This is a genomic window from Enterobacter sp. WCHEn045836 (genome assembly GCF_003965585.1).
GTDB classification, from domain to species: Bacteria; Pseudomonadota; Gammaproteobacteria; order Enterobacterales; family Enterobacteriaceae; genus Enterobacter; species Enterobacter dissolvens.
In genome coordinates this window covers 185,250-210,789 of the sequence record NZ_RXPT01000005.1, presented here as the reverse complement: position 1 = coordinate 210,789, position 25,540 = coordinate 185,250, and the positions used below count along the sequence as shown (strand labels likewise).

At 56.4% G+C, this 25,540-nt stretch carries 24 protein-coding genes; 7 read left to right on the top strand and 17 right to left on the bottom strand.

From position 1 onward, the window contains the following. Positions 1-29 precede the first annotated feature (29 nt). Genes EKN38_RS08785 through EKN38_RS08765 form a run of 5 tightly spaced genes read right to left on the bottom strand, consistent with a single transcriptional unit; the run spans position 30 to position 2,497 of the window. The gene (locus tag EKN38_RS08785) at positions 30-671 is read right to left on the bottom strand and encodes a DUF4310 family protein (protein ID WP_008501407.1); all 642 of its coding nucleotides are present in this window, start codon (positions 669-671) and stop codon (positions 30-32) included. A gap of 13 nt (positions 672-684) precedes the next feature. Next, entirely contained in the window at positions 685-1,461 is a 777-nt protein-coding gene (locus EKN38_RS08780) for a DUF4311 domain-containing protein (RefSeq protein ID WP_006810337.1), read from the bottom strand. A gap of 22 nt (positions 1,462-1,483) precedes the next feature. Then, a complete protein-coding gene (locus EKN38_RS08775; RefSeq protein WP_006810338.1) occupies positions 1,484-1,783 on the bottom strand; it encodes a DUF4312 family protein in 300 nt (99 codons plus the stop codon). A gap of 2 nt (positions 1,784-1,785) precedes the next feature. After that, complete coding sequence (locus EKN38_RS08770) at positions 1,786-2,148, bottom strand: SFCGS family glycine-rich protein (RefSeq protein WP_006179053.1); 363 nt, start codon at positions 2,146-2,148, stop codon at positions 1,786-1,788. Between the two features lie 10 nt (positions 2,149-2,158). Next, positions 2,159-2,497, bottom strand: a complete 339-nt coding sequence (locus EKN38_RS08765) for a glycine dehydrogenase (protein ID WP_028027887.1) — start codon at positions 2,495-2,497, stop codon at positions 2,159-2,161. Between the two features lie 416 nt (positions 2,498-2,913). On the opposite strand from EKN38_RS08765, the gene EKN38_RS08760 reads away from it, so the two are divergent. Further along, positions 2,914-3,069 carry a Hok/Gef family protein gene (locus EKN38_RS08760; protein WP_014830442.1) on the top strand — a complete coding sequence of 52 codons (156 nt, stop codon included), beginning with the start codon at positions 2,914-2,916 and terminating at the stop codon, positions 3,067-3,069. Between the two features lie 69 nt (positions 3,070-3,138). Here EKN38_RS08760 and cybC read toward each other — a convergent pair whose 3' ends face one another. Both cybC and pmbA read right to left on the bottom strand, forming a co-directional pair. Then, complete coding sequence (cybC, locus tag EKN38_RS08755) at positions 3,139-3,525, bottom strand: cytochrome b562 (RefSeq protein WP_014830441.1); 387 nt, start codon at positions 3,523-3,525, stop codon at positions 3,139-3,141. Positions 3,526-3,565: 40 nt separating this feature from the next. After that, positions 3,566-4,918, bottom strand: coding sequence for a metalloprotease PmbA (gene pmbA, locus EKN38_RS08750; protein ID WP_043951560.1), 1,353 nt, complete (start codon positions 4,916-4,918; stop codon positions 3,566-3,568). A 95-nt stretch (positions 4,919-5,013) separates the two neighbouring features. Here pmbA and yjgA point away from each other — a divergent pair, with 95 nt between their 5' ends. Next, positions 5,014-5,565 (top strand): ribosome biogenesis factor YjgA, encoded by a 552-nt coding sequence (yjgA, locus tag EKN38_RS08745; protein ID WP_008501414.1) that lies wholly within the window; start codon positions 5,014-5,016, stop codon positions 5,563-5,565. A 90-nt stretch (positions 5,566-5,655) separates the two neighbouring features. Here yjgA and mpl read toward each other — a convergent pair whose 3' ends face one another. Further along, the gene (gene mpl / locus EKN38_RS08740; protein ID WP_014830439.1) at positions 5,656-7,029 is read right to left on the bottom strand and encodes a UDP-N-acetylmuramate:L-alanyl-gamma-D-glutamyl-meso-diaminopimelate ligase; all 1,374 of its coding nucleotides are present in this window, start codon (positions 7,027-7,029) and stop codon (positions 5,656-5,658) included. 197 nt (positions 7,030-7,226) lie between these two features. On the opposite strand from mpl, the gene fbp reads away from it, so the two are divergent. Both fbp and EKN38_RS08730 read left to right on the top strand, forming a co-directional pair. Next, the gene (gene fbp / locus EKN38_RS08735) at positions 7,227-8,225 is read left to right on the top strand and encodes a class 1 fructose-bisphosphatase (protein WP_013095345.1); all 999 of its coding nucleotides are present in this window, start codon (positions 7,227-7,229) and stop codon (positions 8,223-8,225) included. Positions 8,226-8,375: 150 nt separating this feature from the next. After that, positions 8,376-8,732, top strand: a complete 357-nt coding sequence (locus EKN38_RS08730; RefSeq protein WP_014830438.1) for a LysR family transcriptional regulator — start codon at positions 8,376-8,378, stop codon at positions 8,730-8,732. Here EKN38_RS08730 and EKN38_RS08725 read toward each other — a convergent pair. The 5 genes from EKN38_RS08725 to ytfQ form a co-directional block, all read right to left on the bottom strand. Then, complete coding sequence (locus EKN38_RS08725; protein WP_014830437.1) at positions 8,704-10,275, bottom strand: methyl-accepting chemotaxis protein; 1,572 nt, start codon at positions 10,273-10,275, stop codon at positions 8,704-8,706. The genes EKN38_RS08730 and EKN38_RS08725 overlap by 29 nt on opposite strands. Positions 10,276-10,493: 218 nt before the next feature. Next, positions 10,494-11,495 (bottom strand): galactofuranose ABC transporter, permease protein YjfF, encoded by a 1,002-nt coding sequence (yjfF, locus tag EKN38_RS08720; protein WP_014830436.1) that lies wholly within the window; start codon positions 11,493-11,495, stop codon positions 10,494-10,496. After that, positions 11,482-12,507, bottom strand: a complete 1,026-nt coding sequence (gene ytfT, locus EKN38_RS08715; RefSeq protein WP_014830435.1) for a galactofuranose ABC transporter, ATP-binding protein YtfT — start codon at positions 12,505-12,507, stop codon at positions 11,482-11,484. Before ytfT ends, yjfF begins: the two co-directional genes overlap by 14 nt. Before the next feature lie 10 nt (positions 12,508-12,517). Continuing rightward, entirely contained in the window at positions 12,518-14,020 is a 1,503-nt protein-coding gene (gene ytfR / locus EKN38_RS08710; protein ID WP_014830434.1) for a galactofuranose ABC transporter, ATP-binding protein YtfR, read from the bottom strand. A gap of 130 nt (positions 14,021-14,150) precedes the next feature. Then, a complete protein-coding gene (gene ytfQ / locus EKN38_RS08705) occupies positions 14,151-15,107 on the bottom strand; it encodes a galactofuranose ABC transporter substrate-binding protein YtfQ (RefSeq protein WP_014830433.1) in 957 nt (318 codons plus the stop codon). Between the two features lie 309 nt (positions 15,108-15,416). Here ytfQ and ppa point away from each other — a divergent pair, with 309 nt between their 5' ends. Beyond that, on the top strand, positions 15,417-15,947 hold the full coding sequence (gene ppa, locus EKN38_RS08700) for an inorganic diphosphatase (protein ID WP_008501423.1): 531 nt from the start codon (positions 15,417-15,419) through the stop codon (positions 15,945-15,947). 464 nt (positions 15,948-16,411) lie between these two features. On the opposite strand, the gene EKN38_RS08690 is transcribed toward ppa, so the two are convergent. The 3 genes from EKN38_RS08690 to tamA are packed head-to-tail and all read right to left on the bottom strand — an operon-like array spanning position 16,412 to position 22,265. After that, complete coding sequence (locus EKN38_RS08690) at positions 16,412-16,756, bottom strand: gamma-glutamylcyclotransferase (protein ID WP_014830431.1); 345 nt, start codon at positions 16,754-16,756, stop codon at positions 16,412-16,414. Positions 16,757-16,758: 2 nt separating this feature from the next. Continuing rightward, complete coding sequence (gene tamB / locus EKN38_RS08685; RefSeq protein ID WP_014830430.1) at positions 16,759-20,535, bottom strand: autotransporter assembly complex protein TamB; 3,777 nt, start codon at positions 20,533-20,535, stop codon at positions 16,759-16,761. After that, complete coding sequence (gene tamA / locus EKN38_RS08680) at positions 20,532-22,265, bottom strand: autotransporter assembly complex protein TamA (protein ID WP_046887600.1); 1,734 nt, start codon at positions 22,263-22,265, stop codon at positions 20,532-20,534. The genes tamB and tamA overlap by 4 nt, the downstream gene beginning before the upstream one ends. 225 nt (positions 22,266-22,490) lie before the next feature. On the opposite strand from tamA, the gene msrA reads away from it, so the two are divergent. Next, complete coding sequence (gene msrA, locus EKN38_RS08675) at positions 22,491-23,132, top strand: peptide-methionine (S)-S-oxide reductase MsrA (RefSeq protein WP_014830428.1); 642 nt, start codon at positions 22,491-22,493, stop codon at positions 23,130-23,132. Here msrA and EKN38_RS08670 read toward each other — a convergent pair whose 3' ends face one another. Further along, positions 23,133-24,191, bottom strand: a complete 1,059-nt coding sequence (locus tag EKN38_RS08670; RefSeq protein WP_029882373.1) for a LacI family DNA-binding transcriptional regulator — start codon at positions 24,189-24,191, stop codon at positions 23,133-23,135. It lies immediately after the preceding gene. 192 nt (positions 24,192-24,383) lie between these two features. Between EKN38_RS08670 and EKN38_RS08665 the strand changes: the two genes are divergently transcribed. Beyond that, positions 24,384-25,535, top strand: coding sequence for a Gfo/Idh/MocA family protein (locus EKN38_RS08665; RefSeq protein WP_014830427.1), 1,152 nt, complete (start codon positions 24,384-24,386; stop codon positions 25,533-25,535). Positions 25,536-25,540 lie beyond the last annotated feature (5 nt).

The window sequence follows — 25,540 nt, the reverse complement described above, 5'->3', positions numbered from 1 at the left end:
TAAGGCGGGCGCCAGCGCGCCCGCAGGTATTAAAGGGCGACCGGGAACAGCCAGCCTAAAATCATGGCACCAAGGATGGCACCGCCGGTGATCGGCTTCTGCCAGATGTAGAACAGCAGCGCGCCCAGCAGGGAACCGACGCCAATCGGAATGGAAGCGGTCATGGCGCTGAGGATAATCAACGGCCCCAGAAAACGACCGGAGGCATTGCCCGCGCCCATCATCACGTCCGCCCCGTAGGTGGAGTTGCTCTGGTTGATGGTGAACTTACGCGCCAGGATGATGACGTAGCCGATCGCCAGACCAATCACCAGGCCGGTAATGAGCGCGGCAATGAAGTTGGTCACCGGGAACATGATCCCCGCGCCCAACAGCAGTGCCGGCACACCAAGACCCACGCCGGTCTGGATCGCCCCGCCGATGTCGAGGATCCCTACCAGCGATCCTTCGATGATGCGGGCGAACAGGAAGCTCGCGCCGAACGCCGCCACCGCGCCGTACACGCCGGTATCAATTCCCGCCTTCAGCATCGCCACGAAGGCCACTTCGTTAAACGCGCCGATGCCGTAGAGGTAGTACATGTGCGTCCCGGCAAATACGCCGGAGGAGAGCAGGCCAACGAAGATCGGGAACGACCAGTCGGCATACCAAAAACCTTTATTCTGTTCCATTCAGAGGCTCCTGTTATTTACCGCTGAGCGAGTTGTGGATCATGTCGAGCCAGTTCGGCACGGTCAGATGGAAGGATTCGATCATCTTCATGTCGAAGCCGCGGAAGAAGCCGCTCAGCACGAACAGCAGAACGATGGCCGCCATCATCACTTTGGTGACGTGGTTCCAGCCGCTCTCTTCCACGCCTTTACCGATCAGGATCCCCAGTACCAGGCCCGGTACGGCGTTGCCCATAATCAACTGCGCCGCGCCGCCGAAAATGGTGGCCCAGAAGCCGGATTTTTTACCCGCGTCGATGGCCGCCAGCCAGAAGATCACCGGCATCACGGTGTTCACCAGCAGGTTCGCCGCCGGTACCAGTACCTTCACGGCGGTGACCTGCAGCGCGGCCGGAACAGAAGAGGCAGTCAGGTTAAGGAAGGTGACGACAATCATGCCGATGATGCCGCAGGCAATCGCCATTTTGCGGGGATCGTGCAGCGTTTCGCCGACGTTACGGTTTTTGATCATCAATGCTGCGGCACCCCAGTTTGGGATGATGCGGTGGTCTACGTCCTGTGTGAAGGCACCTGCGGCCACGGAAGAGGCCCAGGCGTTAAAGAAGAAGCCTAACCCAAAGGAGAAGTGGGACGCTGGATCCCCTTCACAGGAGTTCAGTTCCCCCAACGTACGAAACGCGCCCATCCCCTGAGTGGTAGGCGCATGAAACATGCGTGCAGCCCCGGCCCCCACACCGACGCCCACCAGGCCGCCAATGATGAGCGATTTTATTAATATAATTAAGAACATCAGTCTGCCCTTTTATGAATAATCAGCGTTGCGTGACGAAATCCACCTGGTCGAGATTGATGGCGGTCACGTTGACGGTCACATCCAGCTCCACGCTGTAGGTGCGTCTTTCCCGGCGCAAAAAGAAGAACAGAAACGCTTCTTTACGCACCGCTTCTTGCGCCTGAACGACCTGCACATCCTGTGGCTCAATACGCAGTAAGATATGCGGTGAGGCTTTCATCACCGCGGCCTGAACGTGGTTGAGCGCGTCGGCAAAGGCGCGCGCTTTGGCGTCGCCCTTCCCCTTCACTCTCACCGTGGTTGTGAACTGTTCTTTCATGCTTATGCGCCGTGCTTCTTCTGCCACGCCTGCACCAGACGCTCACCCAGCTCTTCTTTATCCATAAAGCCAAAGCCCAGCACGTTGCAGCCTTCGTTGATGGCGGTCACCCCCTCATCCACGGAGCGCATGCCGTATTTCGCTTTGTAGCCATATTTGGTTTGCGCCGTGATGGCACCCGCGCCGCCGCTGCCGCAGAAGGAGATGCCGAAGGTGGCGTTTTCCGCTTTCATGACGTCGCCGAGTTTCATATCTGCCGCCATACCCGGCACGACAACCGCACGTCCACCCGCTTTTTCCACACCGGCAGCCACTTTCTGGCCTTTACCCAGGCGATCGCCAATCACGACTGTAATCTGTTCCATGTGTTGCTCCTTAAAGGTTGTCTTTCGCGACTTCAAAGTGAACGGAGAGCAGCCAGGCTTCTTCATCAGGAAGGTTGCCAAACTGCGCTACCACTTCACGGGCGAGTCGCATTGAATCCGGTGAAATTTCGTCGAACAGCTCTGCCTCCACTTCCGGTAGCGGCTCGCCGGTCACGGACCGGTGCGCCATCGCGCGGACATGGGAGGTGAGCATCTGTTCCTGTACTGCATTGGGGATGATGTTGTGCCGGGCCAGCAGGGCATAAACCTGCTGCAGCATGGTGTTCGCGAGCTTTTCTGTTTGCTCCGCCTGATCCCCAACGTCGTTCATTACCGCTCCGTTACTCACTGGTCTTACCCCGTTAATGGCTCTGGAATAAAACTAACGTTGGCGATGGCGGGTTTGTAGCGAGTTGTTTTCCACTTCGAAGTGGAAAGGCGAGCCGCAGCAGTGATCTGTGCCACATAAATAGGCTGAATCTGGATAAATCGCTGTATTTACGTGATGAATATCACGTTATCTGACGGCAAATATGGGGAGAGCGAAGCGGAAAAGATTACGAGCCGACTCGTAGAAATGTGACGTGGATAAGGTTTTCTTATGGGGATTCGCTAGAGTGGCGGCGGGTGCTTGAGACTGACCGTCTCAGGCATGGGACGGAAAGTGGAAAGCCCCGCCTGATAAAAAATCAGGGCGGGGGCTCGAAACGACACGTCGGACCGTGGAGTTCGCTACCTCGCCCGCTTTACAGCAAGGAGGCATCCATGAAACGCCAATCCCCAAGTATCAGGGTTTTGATGATTATTTCTTTGACGATAATCATCTTAACGCTGGTGACGAGGAAAACACTGTGCGAGATCCGTTTTCGAAACGGCTCGCTTGAAGTGACCGCGCGGATGGAGTGTCGCTCCGGCCAGTAGGGAGCAAAGATGCGGGGGCGCTAACTGCGCCCCCGCATACGGGAAAGGACGTACAGCTCAGGCACCCAATTAACGATACTTTTTGTGATAGGTGTTGCGCGTCGCGACAAACTGGTCGGCTGCCGCCTGGGCTTCCTTCACTTTGCCTTCGTTAGCGAGCTTCAGCGCGCCGTCAATCTGACCGACCAGCACGTCAAAACCGTGGCGGTAGTCTTTCATCTCTGCGCTGTCTGCCGCTTTGCTTTCCAGCTTTGGCGGTGTCGCTTTTTGCGCGTCCAGCGCCGCTTCACGCATTTTGGTCAAAGCGCCTTTCATTTCCGCCGCATTGTCCGTCTTCTGAACAACCTTCAGGTTTTCACTGAGGATATCCATGTTATCTTCAAGATCGGCAGCAAACGCGGAAGAGCCAAGAACCAGCGTTGAAGCCGCGACGATCGCTAACAGATGTTTACGCATTGCTCACTTCCTTTTTTATTATTAAAACGCTTTTCGGGTATTACTGGCCGGCGATTTTCATTTCCGGCAGTAATACAGAACCACACTGTATATTGCTACGTGTTTCAATATCGTTACCGACCGTAACGATATTGCGCCACATATCCTTCAGGTTGCCGGCAATGGTAATTTCGCTTACCGGATACTGAATTTCGCCGTTTTCGACCCAGAAGCCTGCCGCCCCGCGAGAGTAATCCCCGGTGATGCCGCTCACGCCCTGGCCCATCAGTTCTGTGACGACCAGACCGGTGCCCATCTCTTTAAGCATCTGCTCAAAGTTCAGGCCCTGTCCGGCAATCCGCCAGTTATGAATGCCGCCTGCATGCCCGGTACTTTTCAGCCCAAGCTTGCGCGCGGAGTAGTTGGTCAGCAGCCACTGGGTCAGCACACCGTCTTTGACGATATCACGGCGTTCCGTGCGCACGCCTTCGCTGTCGAATGGCGTAGAGGCCAGCCCTTTCAGCAGATGCGGGTGCTCTTCAATGGTCAGCCATTCGGGCAGGATCTGTTTGCCCAGTGAGTCGAGCAGGAACGTCGATTTACGGTAAACCGATCCCCCGGCAATCGCCCCCACCAGATGACCAAACAGACCGGTCGCCACTTCATTGGCAAAAATGACCGGGGCTTTCATGGTGGAGAGCTTACGCGGCGACAGGCGAGACAGCGTACGCTCGGCACACGCTTTACCCACCCACTCCGGCGACTGCAAATCGCCCAGCGCACGGCCGATGGTGTACGCGTAATCCCGCTCCATATCGCCGTTCTCTTCGGCAATCACGCAGCTTGAGAGCGAGTGACGGGTTGAACAGTAGCCCTGCAGCATGCCATGCGAGTTGCCGAAGACTTTGATGCCGTAATGGCTATTGAAACTGCCGCCTTCGGTATTGGTGATGCGTTTATCCGCCTGCAAAGACGCCTGTTCGGCACGCGCGGCCAGCTCGATGGCTTCATCCGGGGTGACTTCCGCCGGGTGGAAAAGATCGAGATCCGGGGCGTCAAACGCCAGCAGATCTTTATCCGCCACGCCAGCGTAAGGATCCGGGGAGGTGTAACGCGCAATATCCAGCGCCGCCTGCACCGTACGGGCAATGGCATCCGGGCTGAGGTCGGTTGAGGAGGCGCTACCTTTGCGATTCTGGTGATAGACCGTGATCCCCAGCGCCCCATCGCTGTTAAATTCTACATTCTCCACTTCGCCATAGCGGGTGCTCACGCTAATGCCGGTGGTTTTGCTGACCGCCACTTCGGCGCCATCTGATTTACCTGAAGCGAGCGTCAGCGCGGTGGAGACGGCTTCTTCCAGAATCTTACGCTGCGCTTCAACTTGTGAGGTTACTTTCATCGCAAATGCCATACTGTAAGAGAGAGTTAACTGAAGTCTAACAGAGAACCGTTTTTCAGTGCGCGTCTTAACTGGTAACATTAGCCTCTTTTTTTAAGGAGCCTGACATGACTAAGCAGCCCGAAGACTGGCTCGACGACGTTCCCGGTGATGACATCGAAGACGAAGATGATGAGATCATCTGGGTCAGTAAAAGTGAAATTAAACGCGACGCCGAAGAGTTAAAACAGCTTGGCGCAGAAATGGTGGAACTGGGTAAAAACGCGCTGGATAAGATCCCGCTCGACCAGGATCTGCGTGATGCCATTGAACTGGCACAGAAAATCAAAAAAGAAGGCCGTCGTCGCCAGCTTCAGCTTATCGGTAAAATGCTGCGTCAGCGCGACGTCGATCCGATCCGCCAGGCGCTGGATAAACTGAAAAACCGCCACAACCAGCAGGTTGCGCTGTTCCACAAGCTGGAGCAGATCCGCGATCGTCTGATTGAACAGGGTGATGATGCGGTACCGGAAGTCCTGAACCTGTGGCCGGATGCCGACCGCCAGCAGCTGCGTTCCTTGATCCGTAACGCGAAGAAAGAGAAAGAAGGGAATAAGCCGCCGAAGTCCGCGCGCCTGATTTTCCAGTATCTGCGTGAGCTGTCTGAGAACGAAGAGTAATCCTTTCCCCTCACCCTGACCCTCTCCCCAAAGGGGAGAGGGAGAAGAGAGAATGGAGGCCCGGTAAGCGCTAGCGCCACCGGGCTTTTTTTACTCTGCAGCCTCGGCCTTTTTCGCCAGACCGTCCAGCAGCTTCTGATGGATCCCACCAAAACCGCCGTTACTCATCACCAGAATATGGTCACCCGGCTGAGCGGCTTTCACCACCATATCCGCCAGAGCATCAACATCCGCACTCCAGTGCGCAGGCTGAATGCAGGCATCGGCCACTTCAGCTACCTGCCATGGAATATGCTGTGGCTGCAGCAGGAAGACTTCGTCAGCACGTCCTAAGGAAGGCGCGAGATCGTCTTTGCAGATGCCCATTTTCATGGTGTTAGAGCGTGGCTCCAGCACCGCCAGAATGCGCGCGGTACCGCCGACCTTGCCGCGTAACGCTGCAAGTGTTGCCAGAATAGCGGTTGGGTGATGTGCGAAATCGTCATACACCGTCACGCCGTGGGCTTCACCGCGCAACTCCAGACGGCGACGGGCATTAATAAACGAGCCCAGTGCATTCGCCGCGTCCGCAGGCTGAACACCCACATGGCGTGCGGCCGCGATCGCCATCAGGCCGTTGTGCATGTTGTGTTCGCCAACCAGGCCCCACTTCACCTCACCCACTTTCTCGCCGTCGAGCCACACTTCCCACTCCGAGGCATCCACGTTGCGTTTTTTCGCCTGCCAGTGGCCCTGCTCGCCCACCAGTTCCTGCTCGCTCCAGCAGCCCATCGCCATGGTCTGCTTAAGATTGATGTCGTTCTCCGGCAGGATAATACGGCCCTGGCCCGGAACGATGCGCACCAGGTGGTGGAACTGTTTCTGAATGGCTTTCAGGTCGTCAAAGATATCCGCATGATCGAACTCAAGGTTGTTGAGGATCAGCGTGCGCGGGCAGTAGTGTACAAACTTGGAGCGCTTGTCGAAGAACGCACAGTCGTACTCATCGGCTTCGATCACAAAGAACGGACTGTCCCCCAGACGCGCAGACACGTCGAAGTTACCCGGAACGCCGCCGATCACAAAGCCCGGCTTGTAACCACAGGCTTCGAGGATCCAGGTCGCCATACCGGCGGTGGTGGTTTTGCCGTGCGTACCGGCCACGGCGACAACCCAACGGTCGCGCAGGACGAAATCATGCAGCCACTGTGGGCCAGACATGAACGGAATATTGCGTTCCAGTACCGCCTCAACGCACGGATTACCTCGCGTCATGGCGTTGCCAATGATCACCAGATCCGGCGCGGGATCCAGCTGGCTGGCATCATAACCCTGAATCAGAGAGATGCCCTGTTTCTCCAGAAGCGTGCTCATCGGCGGATACACATTGGCGTCCGAACCTGTCACTTCATGGCCCAGCGAGCGCGCCAGCATTGCCAGTCCGCCCATGAAAGTGCCACAAATCCCCAATATATGAATGCGCATACGTCACTATCCTTCTTCAATGTGGCGCACATTTTACTCACATGTTAGCGGGTGTGAAACGCATTTCAGGTAAATCCGTATATTGCTGGCGCGATTCACCACTGCGCTACTATTTGAATATTTGTTAAGATTGTTGGGCATTAGTCGTTTTAGTGAACATACAATCGCTCTACTCACAAAGATGCAGGGAAAGTGTTATGAAAACGTTAGGTGAATTTATTGTCGAAAAGCAGCACGAGTTTTCTCATGCTACCGGTGAACTCACTGCTTTACTGTCGGCAATAAAGCTGGGCGCTAAGATCATCCACCGTGATATCAACAAGGCCGGTCTGGTCGATATCCTGGGTGCCAGCGGTGCCGAGAACGTTCAGGGCGAGGTTCAACAGAAACTCGATCTGTTCGCAAATGAAAAACTGAAAGCTGCACTGCGCGCGCGCGACATCGTTGCGGGTATCGCCTCTGAAGAAGAAGATGAAATTGTCGTATTCGAAGGGTGTGAACACGCGAAATACGTTGTTCTGATGGATCCGCTGGACGGCTCCTCCAACATCGACGTTAACGTTTCTGTCGGTACCATTTTCTCCATCTACCGCCGCGTCACGCCTGTTGGCACGCCGGTGACAGAAGAAGATTTCCTGCAGCCTGGCAGTCAGCAGGTTGCTGCCGGTTATGTCGTGTATGGCTCCTCCACCATGCTGGTCTATACCACCGGCTGTGGCGTTCATGCCTTTACTTACGATCCGTCGCTGGGCGTCTTCTGCCTGTGTCAGGAACGTATGCGCTTCCCGGAGAAGGGCAACACCTACTCCATCAACGAAGGCAACTACATCAAGTTCCCGACTGGCGTGAAGAAGTACATCAAATTCTGCCAGGAAGAAGATAAAGCGACGCAGCGCCCTTACACCTCCCGCTATATCGGTTCTCTGGTCGCTGACTTCCACCGCAACCTGCTGAAAGGCGGCATCTACCTCTACCCAAGCACAGCAAGCCACCCGGACGGCAAGCTGCGTCTGCTGTATGAATGCAACCCGATGGCGTTCCTGGCGGAACAGGCGGGCGGCAAGGCGAGCGATGGTAAAGAGCGTATTCTGGACATCGTGCCAGAAAGTCTGCACCAGCGTCGTTCCTTCTTCGTCGGCAACAACCATATGGTTGAAGACGTTGAACGTTTTATCCGTGAGTATCCGGACGCGTAATACCACTCTCCCGGGGAGCCCGTCTGGCTCCCCAACCCATTTATATATTTTACCGTATAAGTGTTTATAAAAAACACGCTTTAATATTCAGATTCGCTCCTGCATTATTTCCATAACAGTTTGACGGATATTTCCTGGAGCGTAATCGTGATGAAAAACTATTCCCGTGCCAATACCGGCATTGATTTAAATCTTATTCCTGTCTTTATTGAAGTGGTCCGCTGCGGCAGCATGGCGAAGGCCTCTGTCCGTCTGGAGATGTCGCGCCCGGCCGTGAGCCTGGCGTTAAAGCGCTTTAGCCAGCTTTTTGCTGAGCCGCTATTTTTCCGCAAAGGGTTATATCTTGAACCGACTGAAAAAGCGTTAACCTTAACCCGCTCGCTGGAAATATTACTTGGGAATATTCACGAAAATATTAGCGCAATTAATTCGCCGGAGAATAATACCCTGGCGCAGAGTGCACCAGGGCCGGGAAATATTATGCGGCAGTCTGCGTCGTCAGTTTGAATGATGACATGGCTTCCATCAGCTGGCGCGACTGCTCCTCCAGCGAGCGCGTCGCGGCAGAGGATTGCTGCACCAGCGCCGCATTCTGCTGCGCGGTTTCATCCATCTGATTCACCGCAATATTCACCTGTTCAATGCCACGGCTCTGTTCCTGAGACGCGGTAGCAATTTCGCGCATCAGTTTGGTCATGCGCAGCACTTCGGTGGCGATCTCATCCATCGTTTCGCCTGCCTGCTGCGCCAGCTCACTGCCCTCATTGACGTGAGTCTGCGAGTCGCTGATAAGCGAGCGGATCTCTTTTGCCGCATCAGCGCTGCGGCTGGCAAGATTGCGCACCTCGCCCGCAACGACGGCAAAACCGCGCCCCTGCTCGCCCGCACGCGCCGCTTCCACGGAGGCGTTCAGCGCCAGAATATTGGTCTGGAAGGCAATACCGTCAATAACGCTCAGTATGTCAGCAATGCGCGCCGAGCTGCCGGAGATATCACGCATTTTCTCAATCACGTAGCAGACCATTTCGCTGCCGTGATCGGCAGTATCCGAGACAGATTTCGCCAGCTGGTGCGCCTGCTCGGCGTTATCCGCGTTGAGTTTCACCGTGGCGGTGATCTGTTCCATGCTGGCGGCGGTCTGCTCCAGCGAGGTGGCGGTGGATTCCGTGCGCTCGGCAAGATCCCTGTTTCCCGCCGTCAGCTCGCGGCTGCCGGTATCAATTTGCGAGCTGGCATCGCGGACCCGCAGCACCGAGTGCATCAGCGACTGACGCATCCCTTCGATAGCAGCGTTCAGACGGTTAAACTCCTGGCTCGCCGGGGCATTCAGCGTGTGGGTTAAATCCCCCGCGGCGACGTTTTCCAGCTGCGCAATCGACGCCGACAGCGGCTTGAGCAGCATGTGGCGCAACACCAGCCAGGCCAGCACAATGATGCCTGCCGTCAGCAGCGCCGCGACAACGATCAGGATCAGAACCCGCGTTTTGCTCGACTGCACGGCGCTGACTTCCGCTTTCCCGCGCGCGTCGCTCCACATCTGGAACGCCTGCATATCGTTATCAAACTGCTTTGCCACCGGAATGAGCTTACTCTCCAGCAGATCGTAATAGCTCTCTGCGCTCTGTTCGTTCAGCGCTTTCAGCATTGGGTTGATCCCCTGCTGGTTATAAGCCGCCAGACTGGCCGCCACCTTATCCAGCAACTGCTGTCCCTGGGGATCGGCCACGCCTGCGTCGATCACGCCTTTCAGCGTTTTTTGCGCCAGGGCGATCTCCTGATTAATGCTTTTCACCGATTTCGCGGCATCGTCCAGCAGACCAATTTCCATCATTCTGACGGCCTGGCCCGCCTCGTTGCGCGCACGAAGGATCAGCGTATAGCCAGAATTGAGCTGCACCATCTGCTCACCCTGAAGGTGGTTGATGCGCTGAAGTGACGAAGAACTCTGTGTGAGGGCATAAATGCCAATGCCGCTGACAATCAGCAGCAGAAGGGTCATAACGGCCAGTAAAGAGAGCAAGCCGGTACGAATCGATAGCGTTTTAAGCATGATGTTATTTCCGGTAGCGAGATATTTCTGGGCATAAACAAAAAGTATCGGCCGCTACCGGAAAATGTTTATACACGTCATCCTTCAAGCTGCCTCTGCGTTGGCTGCGTCAGCTCACCCCAGTCACTTACTTGAGTAAGCTCCCGGGGATTCGCAGACTTGCCGCCTTGATGCAACTTGAATGATTTAGTGTATAGACTTTAAGCAAATTCAGCATATTATCGCTCTGTTACTGATGTGTTCACGCGGGTAACAGGCGAGCTCTGGCGGTTCTCCCAGAGCACCGTCAGACCGCGCTGCAGGGCAATAAAAATAAACAGTAAAATGCCGATGGCGATTTTCGTCCACCACGAGCTGAGCGTGCCGTCAAAGTTGATATAGGTCTGGATCAGCCCCTGGATTGCCACGCCAAACAGTGTTCCCAGCACCGTCCCCACCCCGCCGCTGAGCAGCGTGCCGCCAATCACCACAGAGGCAATCGCATCCAGTTCAACGCCAACCCCGGCCAGCGCGTAACCCGCCTGGGTGTAAATGGAGAAGACAATCCCCGCCAGCGTCGCCAGCCCGGTGGAGAGCATATAGATGCGAATGGTGGTGCTGCGGGTGGAGATCCCCATCAGGTTGGCCGAGGTCGCGTTGCCGCCAATGGCATAAACCTGATTACCAAACCGGGTGCGATGGGCAAGGAAGATCCCAATCACCACCACGCCCAGCATCAGCAGCCCCATCGCGCTCAGGCGGCCACCGCCGGGGATTTTCCACGCCAGGCTGGAGAGCGTGTCGTACACCGGATGGTTGATCGGGATCGACTCCTCTGATACCAGGTAGCTCACGCCGCGCAGGAAGAACATCCCGGCAAGGGTAATGATAAAGGCCGGGATCTTGAGTGCGTCAATCAGAAGCCCCATAAAGGCGCCAAACGCACAGCCCATCACCAGCACCAGCGGGAAGGCCACCAGCGGCGAGATGCCCCAGAAACCGATCGCTTTGGCGAGGAACACGCCGGTAAAGGCGATCACCGACCCGACAGAGAGATCAATCCCCCCGGAGAGGATCACAAAGGTCATACCGACCGCGATGATGCCTAAAAAGGCGTTATCCGTCAGAATGTTGCAAATTACACGCGTCGAGGCGAACCCCGGGAACTGGGTCAGGCAGTAGAGATAACCCAGCACAAACACGCCCAGCGTGATCATTAACGGTAAATTACGTTTTATCATGGCCACGGATCCCCTTAATGATGCTGACAAAGCGCGGTGACTGAACGATCAGCACGCAGAGCACGACCACCGCTTTCACCACCTGGTTGAGCTCCGGCTGGAACCCGGAAAGCAGGATCCCGGTGTTCATCCCCTGAATGATCAGCGCGCCAATCACCGAGAGCAGCAGGTTAAAACGCCCGCCCATCAGCGACCCGCCGCCAATCACCACCGCCAGGATCGCATCCAGCTCCAGCCACAGCCCGGCGTTGTTGGCATCGGCCCCACGAATATCTGCCGCGACGATCACCCCGGCAATGGCGGCGCACACGCCGCTCAGCACGTAGGTCAGCATCACCATCAGCCGGGTGTTGACGCCTGCGTTGCGCGCGGCGCGAATATTAATCCCCACCGCTTCAATGAACATGCCGAGCGCCGTTTTGCGGGTGAAGAGCCAGAACACCACCAGCGTCACCAGCGCAATGATGACCGGCGTGGGGAAGAAGAGCAGCTTACCGCTCCCGAGCCACGCCAGGTTCGGCGAGTTAAAAGTCACAATCTGCCCCGAGGTGATAAGCTGCGCCACACCGCGCCCGGCCACCATCAGGATCAGGGTGGCAACAAAGGGCTGAATTTTCAGCACCGCCACCAGAATGCCGTTCCACAGCCCGGCCAGCACGCCGGTGCCTAACGCCGCCAGCAATACCACCGGCAGGCTGTGCCCGGCGACGGTCATCGAGGCCGCCGTCGCCCCGGCAATGGCCATCACCGCGCCAACAGAAAGGTCGATCCCGCCGGTGGCGATCACCAGCGTCATGCCAATGGCCAGCAGCGCCACGGGCGCAGCACGGTTTAGAATGTCTATCGGACTGCCGAACAGACGGCCATCCTGCACGATTATCTGGAAGAAATGCGGTGCGACCAGGCTATCGACCAGCAACACCACCAGCAGCGCGGCGATTTGCGGCGTGCCGGTTGGCCAGTTGAAGCGGCGCTTTGTTTCGCCAGTTTGCGAAAGCGAACGAGACATCACGATTCACTCCTTACGCCGCGATGGCATTCATGATTGCCGGAACGGACAGTTTATCCAGCGGGATCTCTGCCACCTGCTTGCGATCGCGCATGATGATGACGCGATCGGCATAGCCCACCAGCTCCTCAAGTTCAGACGAGATGACCAGCAGCGCCAGCCCGTCCGCGCACAGGGTTTCGATAAGGCGGATAATTTCGGCGTGCGCCCCCACGTCAATGCCACGGGTCGGTTCATCGAGGATCAGGAACTGAGGTTTGGTCAGCAGCCAGCGGGAAAGCAGCACCTTCTGCTGGTTGCCACCGGAGAGAAACTCTATTGGCTGTTCCGCGCTCGGGGTACGGATACCGAGCTGGCGGATAAAGCGCTCGGCAATGGCGTTTTGCTCTTTCCGTGGGATCGGACGCAGCCAGCCACGCTGTGCCTGCAGGGCCAGAATGATATTTTCCCGCACCGAGGCGGCGGCAATAATGCCATCCGTTTTTCTGTCTTCCGGGCAGAAGCCCACCCCCAGGCAGGAAGCCTGATGCGGCGAGCGCAGGGCTTGCGGTTTACCTTTGATCAGCGCGGTGCCGCTGTCTGCTGGCTTGATCCCGAAGATCACCTCGGCGGTTTCGGTACGACCCGAGCCTAACAGCCCCGCCAGACCGACAATTTCACCGGGGCGCACCTCCAGGTTAAACGGTGAGATGACCCCTTTCTTACCGAAATCGCTGAACGCGGCGACCGGTTTCTCACTCAGCAGCGTACGCCCGGCGCGCTGGAGTGCATTGGTATCCAGCTCGCGGCCGAGCATCATTTTGACCAGTTCAATCTGCGGTAGCTCGCGCGTTTCGCGGCAACCGACAAAGCTGCCATTGCGCAGCACCGTAATGCGATCGCTCACCTCATACACCTGATCGAGGAAGTGAGTGACGAAGATCAGGCTCACGCCCTGATTGCGCAGCTGACGCATCAGGGTAAAGAGCATCTCCACTTCCTGGGTATCGAGGCTGGCGGTGGGCTCATCAAGGATCAGCACTTTTGCCGAGAGGTCGATAGCGCGACAAATCGCGACAATCTGCTGCATGGCGACGGAAAAACGGTTCAGCGGCTCGCGTACGTCGAGAGAGAAGCCGTAAGACGCCATCAGTTTTGTCGCCCGCGCTTCCATCTCCTTGCGGCGAAGCAGACCAAAGCGTCGTGGCTCCCGGCCAATAAACAGGTTATCCGCCACCGACATATTCGGCAGCAGGTTCACTTCCTGGTACACCGTCCCGATCCCCAGCTGTTGCGCATGGGCGGTATTCTTGGGTGATATGGCATTACCTTCCAGCCAGATGGTGCCGCGATCGGCGTGATAAACCCCGGTCAGGGCTTTAATCAGCGTCGATTTCCCCGCACCGTTCTCGCCCAGCAACGCCATGATCTCGCCGCGTCGCAGGCTAAAATCAACGTTATCCAGCGCTTTTACGCCGGGAAAGAATTTACTCAAGCCCTCTGTGCGGAGGATTTCCTGGTGTTGTTCAGTGGTCATGGTTCCCCCTCACCCTGACCCTCTCCCCGGAGGGGAGAGGGGATTGATCGTGCCAATTGTTAATTTCCAGCTCCGCCCTGCCTTTCTCCCTCTCCCTTCAGGGAGAGGGCTGGGGTGAGGGGCGAGAGGCTTAGTAGCCCATATTTTTCTTCTTCTCTAACTCTTCTTTGGCGGTATCCGGCAGGTAGAGGGTGGATTTGGTGACCGTCACCTTCTCAGGCAGCGTGCCGTCCTTCTTGAATTTCTCCAGCGCATCGAATGCCGGACCGGCCATGTTTGGCGTGAGCTCCACGCTGGCGTTGGCTTCGCCGTCGATCATCGCTTTGTAGATGTCTGGCACGCCGTCGATAGAGCCGGTGAGGATATCTTTGCCCGGTTTCAGGCCCGCTTCTTTAATCGCCTGAATCGCCCCGATCACCATGTCATCGTTGTGGGCGTAAACCATGCAGATGTTCTTGCCGTTGTTTTCAGCCTTGATAAAGCTCTCCATGACCTCTTTACCTTTACTGCGGGTAAAGTCGCCGGACTGAGAACGGATAATTTTAATGTTTGGCGCTTTGGCGATGGCCTCAGCAAACCCCTTCTTACGGTCGATGGCCACGCTCGCGCCGACCGTCCCCTGCAGCTCAACGACGTTACACGGCTTGCCATCCACCTGTTTTACCAGCCAGTCACCAATTAATTGCCCTTCAAGAACGTTGTTGGCGGTTACGGTGGTCATATAGAGAGATTTGTCTTTTACATCGATGGAACGATCGAGCAGGAAGACCGGGATCTCAGCGTCTTTCGCTTCCTTCAGGACAGGCTCCCAGCCGGTCGCCACAACGGGCGCAATAAAGATGGCATCCACACCCTGCGCAATAAACGAACGCACGGCTTTAATCTGGTTTTCCTGTTTTTGCTGACCATCGGCGATCTTCAGCGTAATGCCGCGTTTCTGGGCCTCGCTTTTCGCAACGTTGGTTTCTGCCGCACGCCAGCCTGATTCAGAGCCGACCTGCGAAAATCCTACGGTTAAAGGTGCGGCCATCGCCATAGACGACATGGCTGCCGAAACTGCTGTGACAAGAAGTAAGCGCTTCCACATATGAACGTCCTCGTAGGGTGAGTTATTGTTGGTTAAAAGATGTTCTGCGAAATGACTATAGCCAATGAAATATGTAACGAATTGCGTTACATCACACTTCAGAAAAGTGAATAAAACGTTAATCACAAGTTTGTAATCGCTTTCATTTCTCCATGAAAAATGCGGCTGAGTTTATGGATTTTTCTGTCATGGAATCGGTCTGAAAAGTGAGACGAACGCGGAGAGAAGACGAAAACAGGCGGAGACATTCAGCGCCAGTTGGCTATAATACCTGCCACTTGTTTACCATCCATTTTAAAGGACACAGACATGAGCTTACTCAACGTCCCTGCGGGTAAAGAACTGCCAGAAGACATCTACGTTGTTATCGAAATCCCGGCTAACGCAGATCCTATCAAATACGAAGTGGACAAAGAGAGCGGTGCGCTGTTTGTAGACCGTTTCATGTCTACCGCGATGTTCTACCCATGCAACTACGGTTACATCAACCACACCCTGTCTCTGGACGGTGACCCGGTTGACGTGCTGGTTCCAACGCCATACCCACTGCAGCCAGGCGCAGTCATTCGCTGCCGTCCAGTTGGCGTGCTGAAAATGACCGACGAATCCGGCGAAGATGCGAAACTGGTTGCGGTACCGCACACCAAGCTGAGCAAAGAGTACGATCACATCAAAGATGTGAACGACCTGCCAGAACTGCTGAAAGCGCAGATCACTCACTTCTTCGAGCACTACAAAGACCTCGAAAAAGGCAAGTGGGTTAAAGTTGACGGCTGGGACAACGCAGAAGCGGCGAAAGCTGAAATCATCGCCTCTTTCGAACGCGCTGCTAAGAAGTAATTCTCACTGCAAATCGATAAAGCCCCGCTGGTCGGGGCTTTTTTTTGCCATTGAAAAACAAAAGCACTTCTGACCGTCGCGATCGTGAGCGTTATACATGCTAAGTTTCTTTCTTCAAAGCATAAAGATGGGCTACATAAAGGCGTTTGACTGTTACGGCGAAGACAGTAAATGGCAGTATCTCTGCATCCTGGCATTCCAGCTTGCCTGGTTTTTGGGGTACTTATGGATTCCTTATCGAAGTGATTATGCGATTCTGCTGTTTTTACTGTTTTTCCTGCCCGTCATTTCAAGCAATACGCGGTGCATAAACTACTATGGCCGTTCACGCGCCTTGTGCCTGTTATGGCTTATTGCCCCGTACATCATGCTGTTTGTTCCTCTGTTTTTAACCCGTCGCCGGGATACAGCAGAGAGTTGAAGGAACAAAAAAACAACGCCACCTTTCGGTGGCGTTGTTTTTCTCAGTACTGGTCTCTGTCTAACCAGTTACCGCTTACAATCCGCGTTAACCCTTCGACCGGACGCTGGTAGACGTACATCCACGCACTTCCGTACGGCGTCTGGATCAACTGGCGCGCGTATTCACCGCCCCTGGTGCGCAAGGCATCAAGTTCGGCAAGTGTCGCGTTATCAATACGATAAACTTCACCCTGTACTGTTCCTTCGCCGGGAACCGCGCCTGGATAGTGGCCCAGGCTGTACAACTGGTAGTTCTCGATATTGTAATTCCCCAGCAGCAGGGCATTGGTCATCCAGTGACTGTTGCCTTGCTTGGTTCGTAAACTGCCGTAGACAAATATTCGCATTGCTAAAACTCAAACTGATAGAGCAGATCAAGTGCCTGGTCTACGCCGGACACTGCTTCCAGATATAGCTTAGGCATCAGGCGATAGCGTAACGTGAGAGTTGCCAGCGAGTCAAAGATCCCCACGCCATATTTTACCTGCAGACCCGGCAGTACATAACCGCTGACCACTACCTGCGAGGAGTCACCCACGCCCTGGGTGTCCAGCGCCAGATTACTTACGCCAAACGTCTCACCGATTTTACCCACAACCTGGCCACTTTGTGCAACCCCCAGGCCCACTAACATCGAGGTCATCGCTGCACTGTCGCTTTGGCCGCTATCCAGGCCCTGGCCACGCAGCAGATAAGAGAGCGCTTCCTGCTGTGACATCGCCGGGTCGGAGAAGATCTCCGCCTTCGGCTCGTCGGCCGAACCGGTGACGCGCACGCCCGCAATCACGTCGTTTTCAGTCGCTTCCGGGTTACGAATCGCTTCGATATTCAGCAGCGGCTGATCCGGTGGACCGGAGAACAGCAGTTCACCTTTACGCACAATCAGATCCTGACCATAGGCATGGAAGCGCCCCTCAGGAATATTGATCTGCCCGTTCAGGCCAAGCCCCTGTTTATCCTGCGCCACTTTCAGGTCGCCCGTCAGACGTGCCTTCAGCCCAAACGCGTTCAGACGAACGTTGTTCCCCACGTGCACGGTAAGATTGCTGTTAATCGGGATGCCCGCGCTCTTCTGATCAACCGGCTTGAGGTTGTTGTCGAGCATCACCTCATCACTGGAGACACCTACCGCGCTTTCCGGCACCTCGTGGACCACGATGCGCGCCCACGGCACGTCAACGTTACCGTCGAGGGTAAAGAGGCTTGGCGTCGCTTCAAAGACGATATCCGGCGACACGTCCAGGCGTACCATTGGCGGCACGGTGATCCTCACCTTGCTGCCTTTCGCGGCGATACGGGCGCGCCAGTTATCAAGCTGGCTCCAGTCGGCGTCGCCGCTGAGGTTGATTTGCCCCTGCTGGGTCAGCACCGAACCGTTCAGCGTTGAGCTCATCCCGTTGAAGTTCATCGTAATCTGGCTTGGCTGCATATCGAACGGCATAAAGTTACCGTCGATATCCACGCCGTTGAGTTGCATCTGGCCGAACAGCTGCGGGCTTTGCGCGTCCCCCGCCAGCCGCAGGTTCGCGTTGAGCAGCCCCGCCGCTTTTTCACCGCGCGAGAAAATCGGGTTAACCATCGCCAGGTTGAAGTTGCGGATAGTGACGTTCCCGCCCAGATTACGTCGCCCTTGTGGGTCGGTAATCTGCACCTTACCGTCAAACTGACCGTTGTTGGTCAGGCGGATAAGCCACCCCAACTCTGCCCGGTTGTTGTGCAGATCGGCGCTCAGGTTCAGGGTATCAAACGCCACCGGCAGCGGCGCGTTGTTGACATCCTGTGTCACCTTCACGTTGCGGCCAGAAAGCGTCACGCTGCCCTGTGGCAGCCCCTCTTTGGTGGTATCCCAGGCCACATCGGCCTTCCCGCTAAAGACGCCGCTCGCCTGGGTGGTATCCGGCATGAACGGTTTTAACATCGCCAGATCAAAACGATTGAGGGTGATCTGCGCACGCCCTTCTGCCCCGGCGTCAATGGTTTGCGGCACACACAGTTCCGCATTCGGGTTAGTCCAGCAGTGCGGCCCGATACTGATTTTTTGTTCGGCATTGCGGTAGTCCAGGGCAATCGCGCGTGACAGCACCAGTGGCCCAACCGGGGTATTGAAACGGGTGTTGTCGAGCGTCCCTTTCCAGCGCTCCGCTTTGCGGTCGAAGCTCCCCGTCAGGTGAAGCTGCCCGGAAACCGGCTCGCCCTGCACGCGCAGCTGGAGGTCGTGCTGCTTCTCGTTGCCTTTGGCATCCAGGGTCACCAGATTAATGTTCACGTCCGGCTGAGAAATGCGCTCCACGCGCAGGTTCAGGTTACCGCCGATCTGGTCGGTGGATTTCACATCCCCGTCAACGCGAACCCGGGCGACGGACAGCTCCTGCCAGCGCAGGTTACTGGCGGTGATATCCGCCAGCAGCTGCGGCGCATCCACCGTGCCGCGCACCTTAAGCAGCCCCTTCGCCGTACCACCAAGGCCCGGCAGGGCGTTATCCAGATTCGGCGCATCGATAGTGGCGTCGAGGTTGAGCTCTTTCACCCCCAGCTCGCCTTTGATATCCGCCGTGTTGCGCCCCAGCGCCACGTGCAGACCCGGGATCATCCACTGCAGGTAGCTGTTGCCTTTGAGAGAACCTTCAACGTTAACCTTGTTCTGCTTCACGTTACCGGTGAGCTTAATTTCCGGGACATCCATCTGCCACGTGCCGCCGTACAGGCTGCCACGGGTTTTGATGAGACCATCCAGTTTTGACGGCCAGTCCGGCACCTCTTTCGCCGTGTTAATCCCCGAGAGCTTCAGCTCACCGCGCCAGCTGATCGCCTGCTGCCAGTCGAGCAGCGCGGTCAGCTCGGTTTTGCCTTCCAGCGCCGCTACGGTCAGTTTGTCGAGATTAACCTGCTGTTCATTGCCTTTTGCATCCAGCGTGATCGTGGCTGGCGGCACACCTTGCCCCTTCACGGCGGTGCGGAACGACAGGGTGTAATCGGTCATCTTGCCGCTCAGCTTCAGCTTCAGGTCATCGGCCTGGAACTGTTTTTCGCCGGTGAACGGCCAGTACAGCTGCTTGCTGACCACCTCAAGATTAAGCGGCAATCCGGCTTCCGCCAGCTGGGTTTGCGCCCGCAGGACCATGTCCACCGGGCCGGAGAGATTCACCCCGACATCCAGCTTGTCGCGTAGCGCGCCGCCCACCTTAACCTTCACCTTTTCGCCTTTCAGCGGGTCGATGTTGAGCGCGCTGTTCAGGGTAATATCCACCGGCCAGTTGTCACGCAGCAGGGCATGACCCGAGGCATTGACAGAGCCCTGGTTGGTGTCGATATCCAGCGCATCGAGCTTCATGTTGCCGTCGATGCTGCTGACCTTCAGCAACATGTTATAGACCGTGAGATCGGTGTCACCGGTCAGACGCAGCTGCTCGCCCTTGAACGCTTCGATATTCAGGTTCAGCGGCAGATGCACGTCCGTCATCTCCGGCAGGACGGGCTTCGAGAACAGATCTTTCAGCGTTTCACCCAGCGGTTTCTCTTCCGGCTGTGGGTTCTGGATCTTCGGCTCGACAATCTCTTCCTGCGCCACGTCCGCTACCTTCGGCAGCGCGATCAGCAATCCCTGCAAGGAGGTTGGCGTCAGGGTGAGGTTTTTCTCCTGCCAGCGCAGGCCGGAGGTGAAATCCATCACCGACACGGTGGTGTCGTCGATTTTGATATTCACGTTGTCCAGCGCCACCCGATAAAGGGCGATGGGGTACGGTGTAGAGAGATTCAGCGGGCCGCTGTCCTCTTCTTCAACCGGCGCTGATTTCGGCATTTTCTTCGAATCAATCGCCACGTTCACATCTTTTAGCGACAGATCGTTGACGCAGAGCTTACTGTCCCGCAGGCAACCCAGCCTGACGGCAAGGTGAAACTCGCCCGCGTTGACCGCAACGCCAGGCTGCTCGTAGCGAATATTCTTCAGATGTAGATCGCGCCAGCCGCCCGTGACCTGGCCGATTTCCAGCCCGGGTACCCAGCGGTTCGCCGCGTTAAACAGCAGATGCAGGCCGGTTGTCGTTCCCACCAGAAACGCCACCGTACCGAGCAGCAGCACGATAAAAATCAGTACTCCGAGGCTTATCTTCTTCCATAAACTCATAATTCAGGCCCCAGACCGATGTAAAACTGTAAACCGTGTTCTTCTTTGTCACCCACCGGCACGGCGAAGTCGAGCTTGATGGGCCCGACGGGTGACTGCCAGCGCACGCCTACGCCCGCGCCGGTTTTGAAATCGCTGCGGCGGATATCGCTTACCGCTTCGCCGCCGTCCACAAACATCGCGCCCCACCATTTTCCGCTGACGTTGTACTGGTACTCCAGCGAGCCGGTCGCCAGCTTGGAGGCCCCGATCAGCTTACCGTCATCATCTTTAGGCGCGATGGATTTGTATTTATAGCCGCGGATACTGCGGTCGCCCCCGGCGAAGAAGCGCAGGTCAGGCGGGACTTTGTCGAAGTCGCCGGTTTCAATCCAGCCGAGGTTGCCGCGCATCACAAAGCGGTGTTTGTCATACAGCGTGCGGATCCAGACGTTTTGCGCCTGAATCACCGAGAAATCCACATCGGAACCCCACATGGTGTTGGAGTAATCGATAGAGTAACGCTGGGAATCCCCCCAGGTCGGCATCAGGCCACCGCGTGAGCGGGTACGGCTGATCATCACCCCCGGATAGAGCAGCATGGTGGTGTTGGTGACGTTGGCCTGGGTAAAGTGGTCAAGACTCCAGCGCAGGTTAATGGCGCGCTGCCAGCCGCTGGAGAGATCCCAGAAGCGGGATACAGCAAGCGTGGTGGAATCAGACTCAGTATCGTTCAGATCGGTACGCTTAAAGCCCCCCTGAACCAGGTAGTACTGCTCAAGCGGGTTTTTCAGCAGCGGTATTTTGTAGCTGAAGTCGAGCTGCTGTTCCGGCGAAGAGATACTGGCGCTGGTGGTCAGGCTATGGCCGTACGAGTTCATCCACGGCTTTTTCCAGGTCGCCCTCACGCGCGGCCCCACGTCCGTCGAATAGCCAGCCCCGGTCTCAATGGTGTTTTCGGTGCGGGGTGAAACCACGCCGTGCAGTGGTAATACCTTGGTTTTGCGTGATTTTTCAAACTCTGGTGCGACAACCACCGAATTAAACCACCCGGTTGCCGACAGGCGGCGGTTCAGCTCGGCCAGATCGCGCGACTGGTAGTAGTCACCCTTTTTGAACGGCACGAGGTTTTGCAGATACTCTTCACGAATTTGCGAGCCTTCGAACGTCACATCGCCAAAGCGGTAGCGTTCGCCGCTGTCGTAGTCGATATCCCAGAAGGCCTGGCGTCGGTCCAGCGCAATGCCCAGCTGGCTTTTATTGAACTGGCTGTCGAAGTAGCCCTTACGTAAGGAGACGCTGGTTAGCGATTTTTTGAAACTGTCGTAATCACCGTGATTCAGTACGGTACCGATTTTAGGTCGCGTGCTGAGCAGATCCAGGTAATCGCGATCGGTACGCGCGCCGCCGCGTAACACCACATTGGTGCCACCAATCAACACCGGCTCCCCCGGTGAAACGCGGGCAATAAGCACCTGCCGCCCCTTCTTTGGCGGCGGGCGGAGATCGAAATCGATGGTAGGTTCGTAATATCCCAGCGCTTTTAGCCCTTCGCGGATAGCATCATCCACGCGCGCGCGAAAACGCCGGTCTGGCGTCACTTCGTCACTTTCAATCGTCGACAGCTGTGCGCGCACGTTTTTTTCCAGCGCCCCGGATAACCCCTCAACCTGCAAACGGACATTCGCCGCGCTGGCAACCCCGCTTGTCAGCAACACACTGACCAAACATAACTGGCGGATTTTTGTCACGTTCTCTCCTGAATATCCCTGTTTCCACCCTGGAAGCAAATGAAGTGCCGCTCCGCGGCAAAAGACGGCCTGTTAGCCAAAAAACCCAATTCTCGGGTTGAAAAAGGGTGTAACACCCAAATATTTCTTATGATTAAATCTAGACTCATTCAGCGCATTTATTGTGTTCAATTAAACGCTTCGTGACAACCTTAACCGAAACATCGCACCCCGGGAGGCCCCATCGTGAGTTTATTCGACAAAAAGCATCTGGTTTCACAAGCAGATGCATTACCGGGACGCAACACCCCTATGCCAGTCGCAACCTTACATGCCGTGAATGGCCATTCCATGACCAACGTACCTGAAGGCATGGAAATCGCCCTGTTTGCCATGGGCTGCTTCTGGGGCGTGGAACGCCTCTACTGGCAGTTGCCTGGCGTCTACAGCACCGCGGCGGGCTACACGGGCGGATATACGCCAAACCCCACCTACCGCGAAGTTTGCTCCGGCGAGACCGGTCATGCTGAAGCCGTACGCGTGGTATACGACCCGTCCGTCATCAGCTATGAACAGCTGCTGCAGGTGTTCTGGGAAAACCACGACCCGGCGCAGGGTATGCGTCAGGGCAATGACCATGGCACCCAGTATCGTTCGGCGATTTATCCGCTCACGCCTGAGCAGGAAGCCGCCGCACTCGCCAGTAAGGAGCGTTTCCAGCAGGCCATGCGCGACGCAGGTGATACGCGCGAGGTGACAACGGAAATCACCACCGCGAAACCGTTCTACTATGCCGAGGATGACCACCAGCAGTATCTGCACAAAAATCCGTACGGCTACTGCGGAATTGGTGGCATCGGCGTGTGCCTGCCGCCGCAGCTTGCCTGATTACTGATCCAGCGCCACGCGAGCCGCGTGGCGCGTGGCATTACTGACTGAGCCGTAATCCATGACTTTGCCCTGCAACAGCAGGTTATAGACCGGCGCCTGTGGTCGGTTGAGCCGCGTTTGCAGCAGGTGTACGGCCTCTATCCCCAGTTCACGGCAGGGCACCGTGACGCCCGTGATCGGCTTTTCCAGACGGTGCGCTAAATTCCATGCAAAATCGGTCGTAATGAGCGAAATGTCTTCCGGAATGCGCAGCCCGTGGCGCGTTAGCGCCCTGATCACCCCCTCCGTCATGCTGGTACTGTTCGGGAAAATCACCTCTGGCCACTGCGATCTGTCATGACTTAACAGCCATGCATCCAGCGCCCGCTCGGCCTCCTCTGCCGTAAACCACTCTGTTACCAGCAAATCACGCTGGGGATCAAAGGCCACGTGAAAATGGCGGTACGCCTCTTTAATGCCGTCCAGACGCGCATACAGCGTCTCACGCCGCAGGCAGGTGAGCGTGAGCACACGGCGGTGCCCCTGCTCAAAAAGGTACTGCATGGCGGTGAAACCAATCGCCCGGTGATCGGGTGACACGGCGTCCAGCACCCGATCCCGATCAACGGAGTTAATCAATACGCAGGGCTTATTCAGCGTGCTCGCCAGTTTAAAGATGGTGGAATCATCAGTCCCAATAATAATTATCGCGTTGATATTCTTATGGCTGGCCTTTTCCATAAATAATTTCACGTCCGCGTGCTGCTCTTCTAAGCCACAGCAACTGACCCACACGTTATGCGGGGCGCACGCTTCTGCAATGCCTTTGGTCACTTCCAGATAAAAAATGTCTCCACGTCCCTGAAAGGTTCTTTCCGGGGCAAAAACAGCGATACCGTTAATTAACAGCCGTCCGCTTGCCATTGCCTCCAGTACACCTAATTCACGCGCGGTGCGAACGATCGCGTCACGGGCTTTATCGCTGGCATAAGACTTGCCGCTTAATACCCGCGAAACCGTGCTGACGGAATACCCCGTCAGGGTCGCAATCTCCTCCATTTTTAACCTGCCCGGCATAGTGTGACCTCGCTCTCAATCAGTTTTTGCAAATATTTGCAGAAACAGCGCTTTGATTTTAAAACCAAATTTCAGAGAGCCTGGAGATTACTTAAACAGCTTGCGAGTATTCTCACAAAAACACATTGTCGCTGCGGCTCCCCTTTCCTATTTTCCGGTCATCCCTCATTTCAACTGAAATTAAGGTGTGACATGGAGAAGGTACGTTTTGGCATTATCGGAATAGGTAATATCGGTACGGTCCACGCGCGTTATTTACTGGCGGGGACGGTCAGTGACGCCTGCCTGGCGGCGGTTTGTGATAATGCACCGGAAAAGCACCCGGCCATTCGCCAGCTGGTCGGCTCCCTCCCCCTCTTCAGCGACGCGCAGGAGATGCTCCAGAGCGGGCTTATCGACGCGGTGATTGTCGCGACGCCGCACTACGAGCATCCGCGTCTGTCGATGCTGGCGATGCGCCACGGCATCCACACCCTGTGTGAAAAACCGGCGGGCGTGTATACCGCCCAGGTTCAGGAGATGAACGCCTGCGCCCGGGAGTGTGATGTGGTGTTCGGCATCATGTACAACCAGCGCCCGAACCCGCTCTACCAGAAGGTGAAAGATCTGATCGACAGCGGCGAGCTGGGTGAGATCCGCCGCTCCAACTGGATCATTACCAACTGGTATCGCTCGCAGAGCTACTACAACTCCGGCGGCTGGCGCGCTACCTGGAAAGGAGAAGGCGGCGGCGTACTGCTCAACCAGGACCCGCATCAGCTCGATCTCTGGCAGTGGCTGGTTGGCATGCCGGTCCGTCTGCGCGCGTTTTGCCAGTTTGGTAAGCACCGCGACATTGAAGTGGAAGACGAGGTCACCGCCTACGCCGAGTATGCCAACGGTGCGACGGGCGTGTTTATCACGACCGTGGCAGAAACACCGGGGACCAACCGACTGGAGATCGTCGGCGATCGCGGCAAGGTGGTCGTCGAAGAAGGGAAACTGCGCTACTGGCGGCTGCGGGAATCCGAAACCGCCTTCAACGCCCGCTGGCAAAACGGCTTTGGTGAACCGGAATGCTGGGAGGTCACGCTTCCCGTCGGCCCGGAATGCAGCGAACACCACGTCATTACCGCCAATTTCTGCGGCGCCATCCTGCGCGGCGAGCCACTCATTGCCCCGGGGCTGGAAGGGATCCACGGGTTAACGCTCTCCAACGCCATGCACCTCTCCACCTGGACCGACGACTGGGTCGACCTCCCGCTCAACGAGAAACAGTATCTGCGCTTGCTTCAACAGCGTATCAGCACCTCAGTGGCTAAAGAGACCGCCAGCGTCACGCTGGATGCCTCCGGCACCTGGTAACTCAG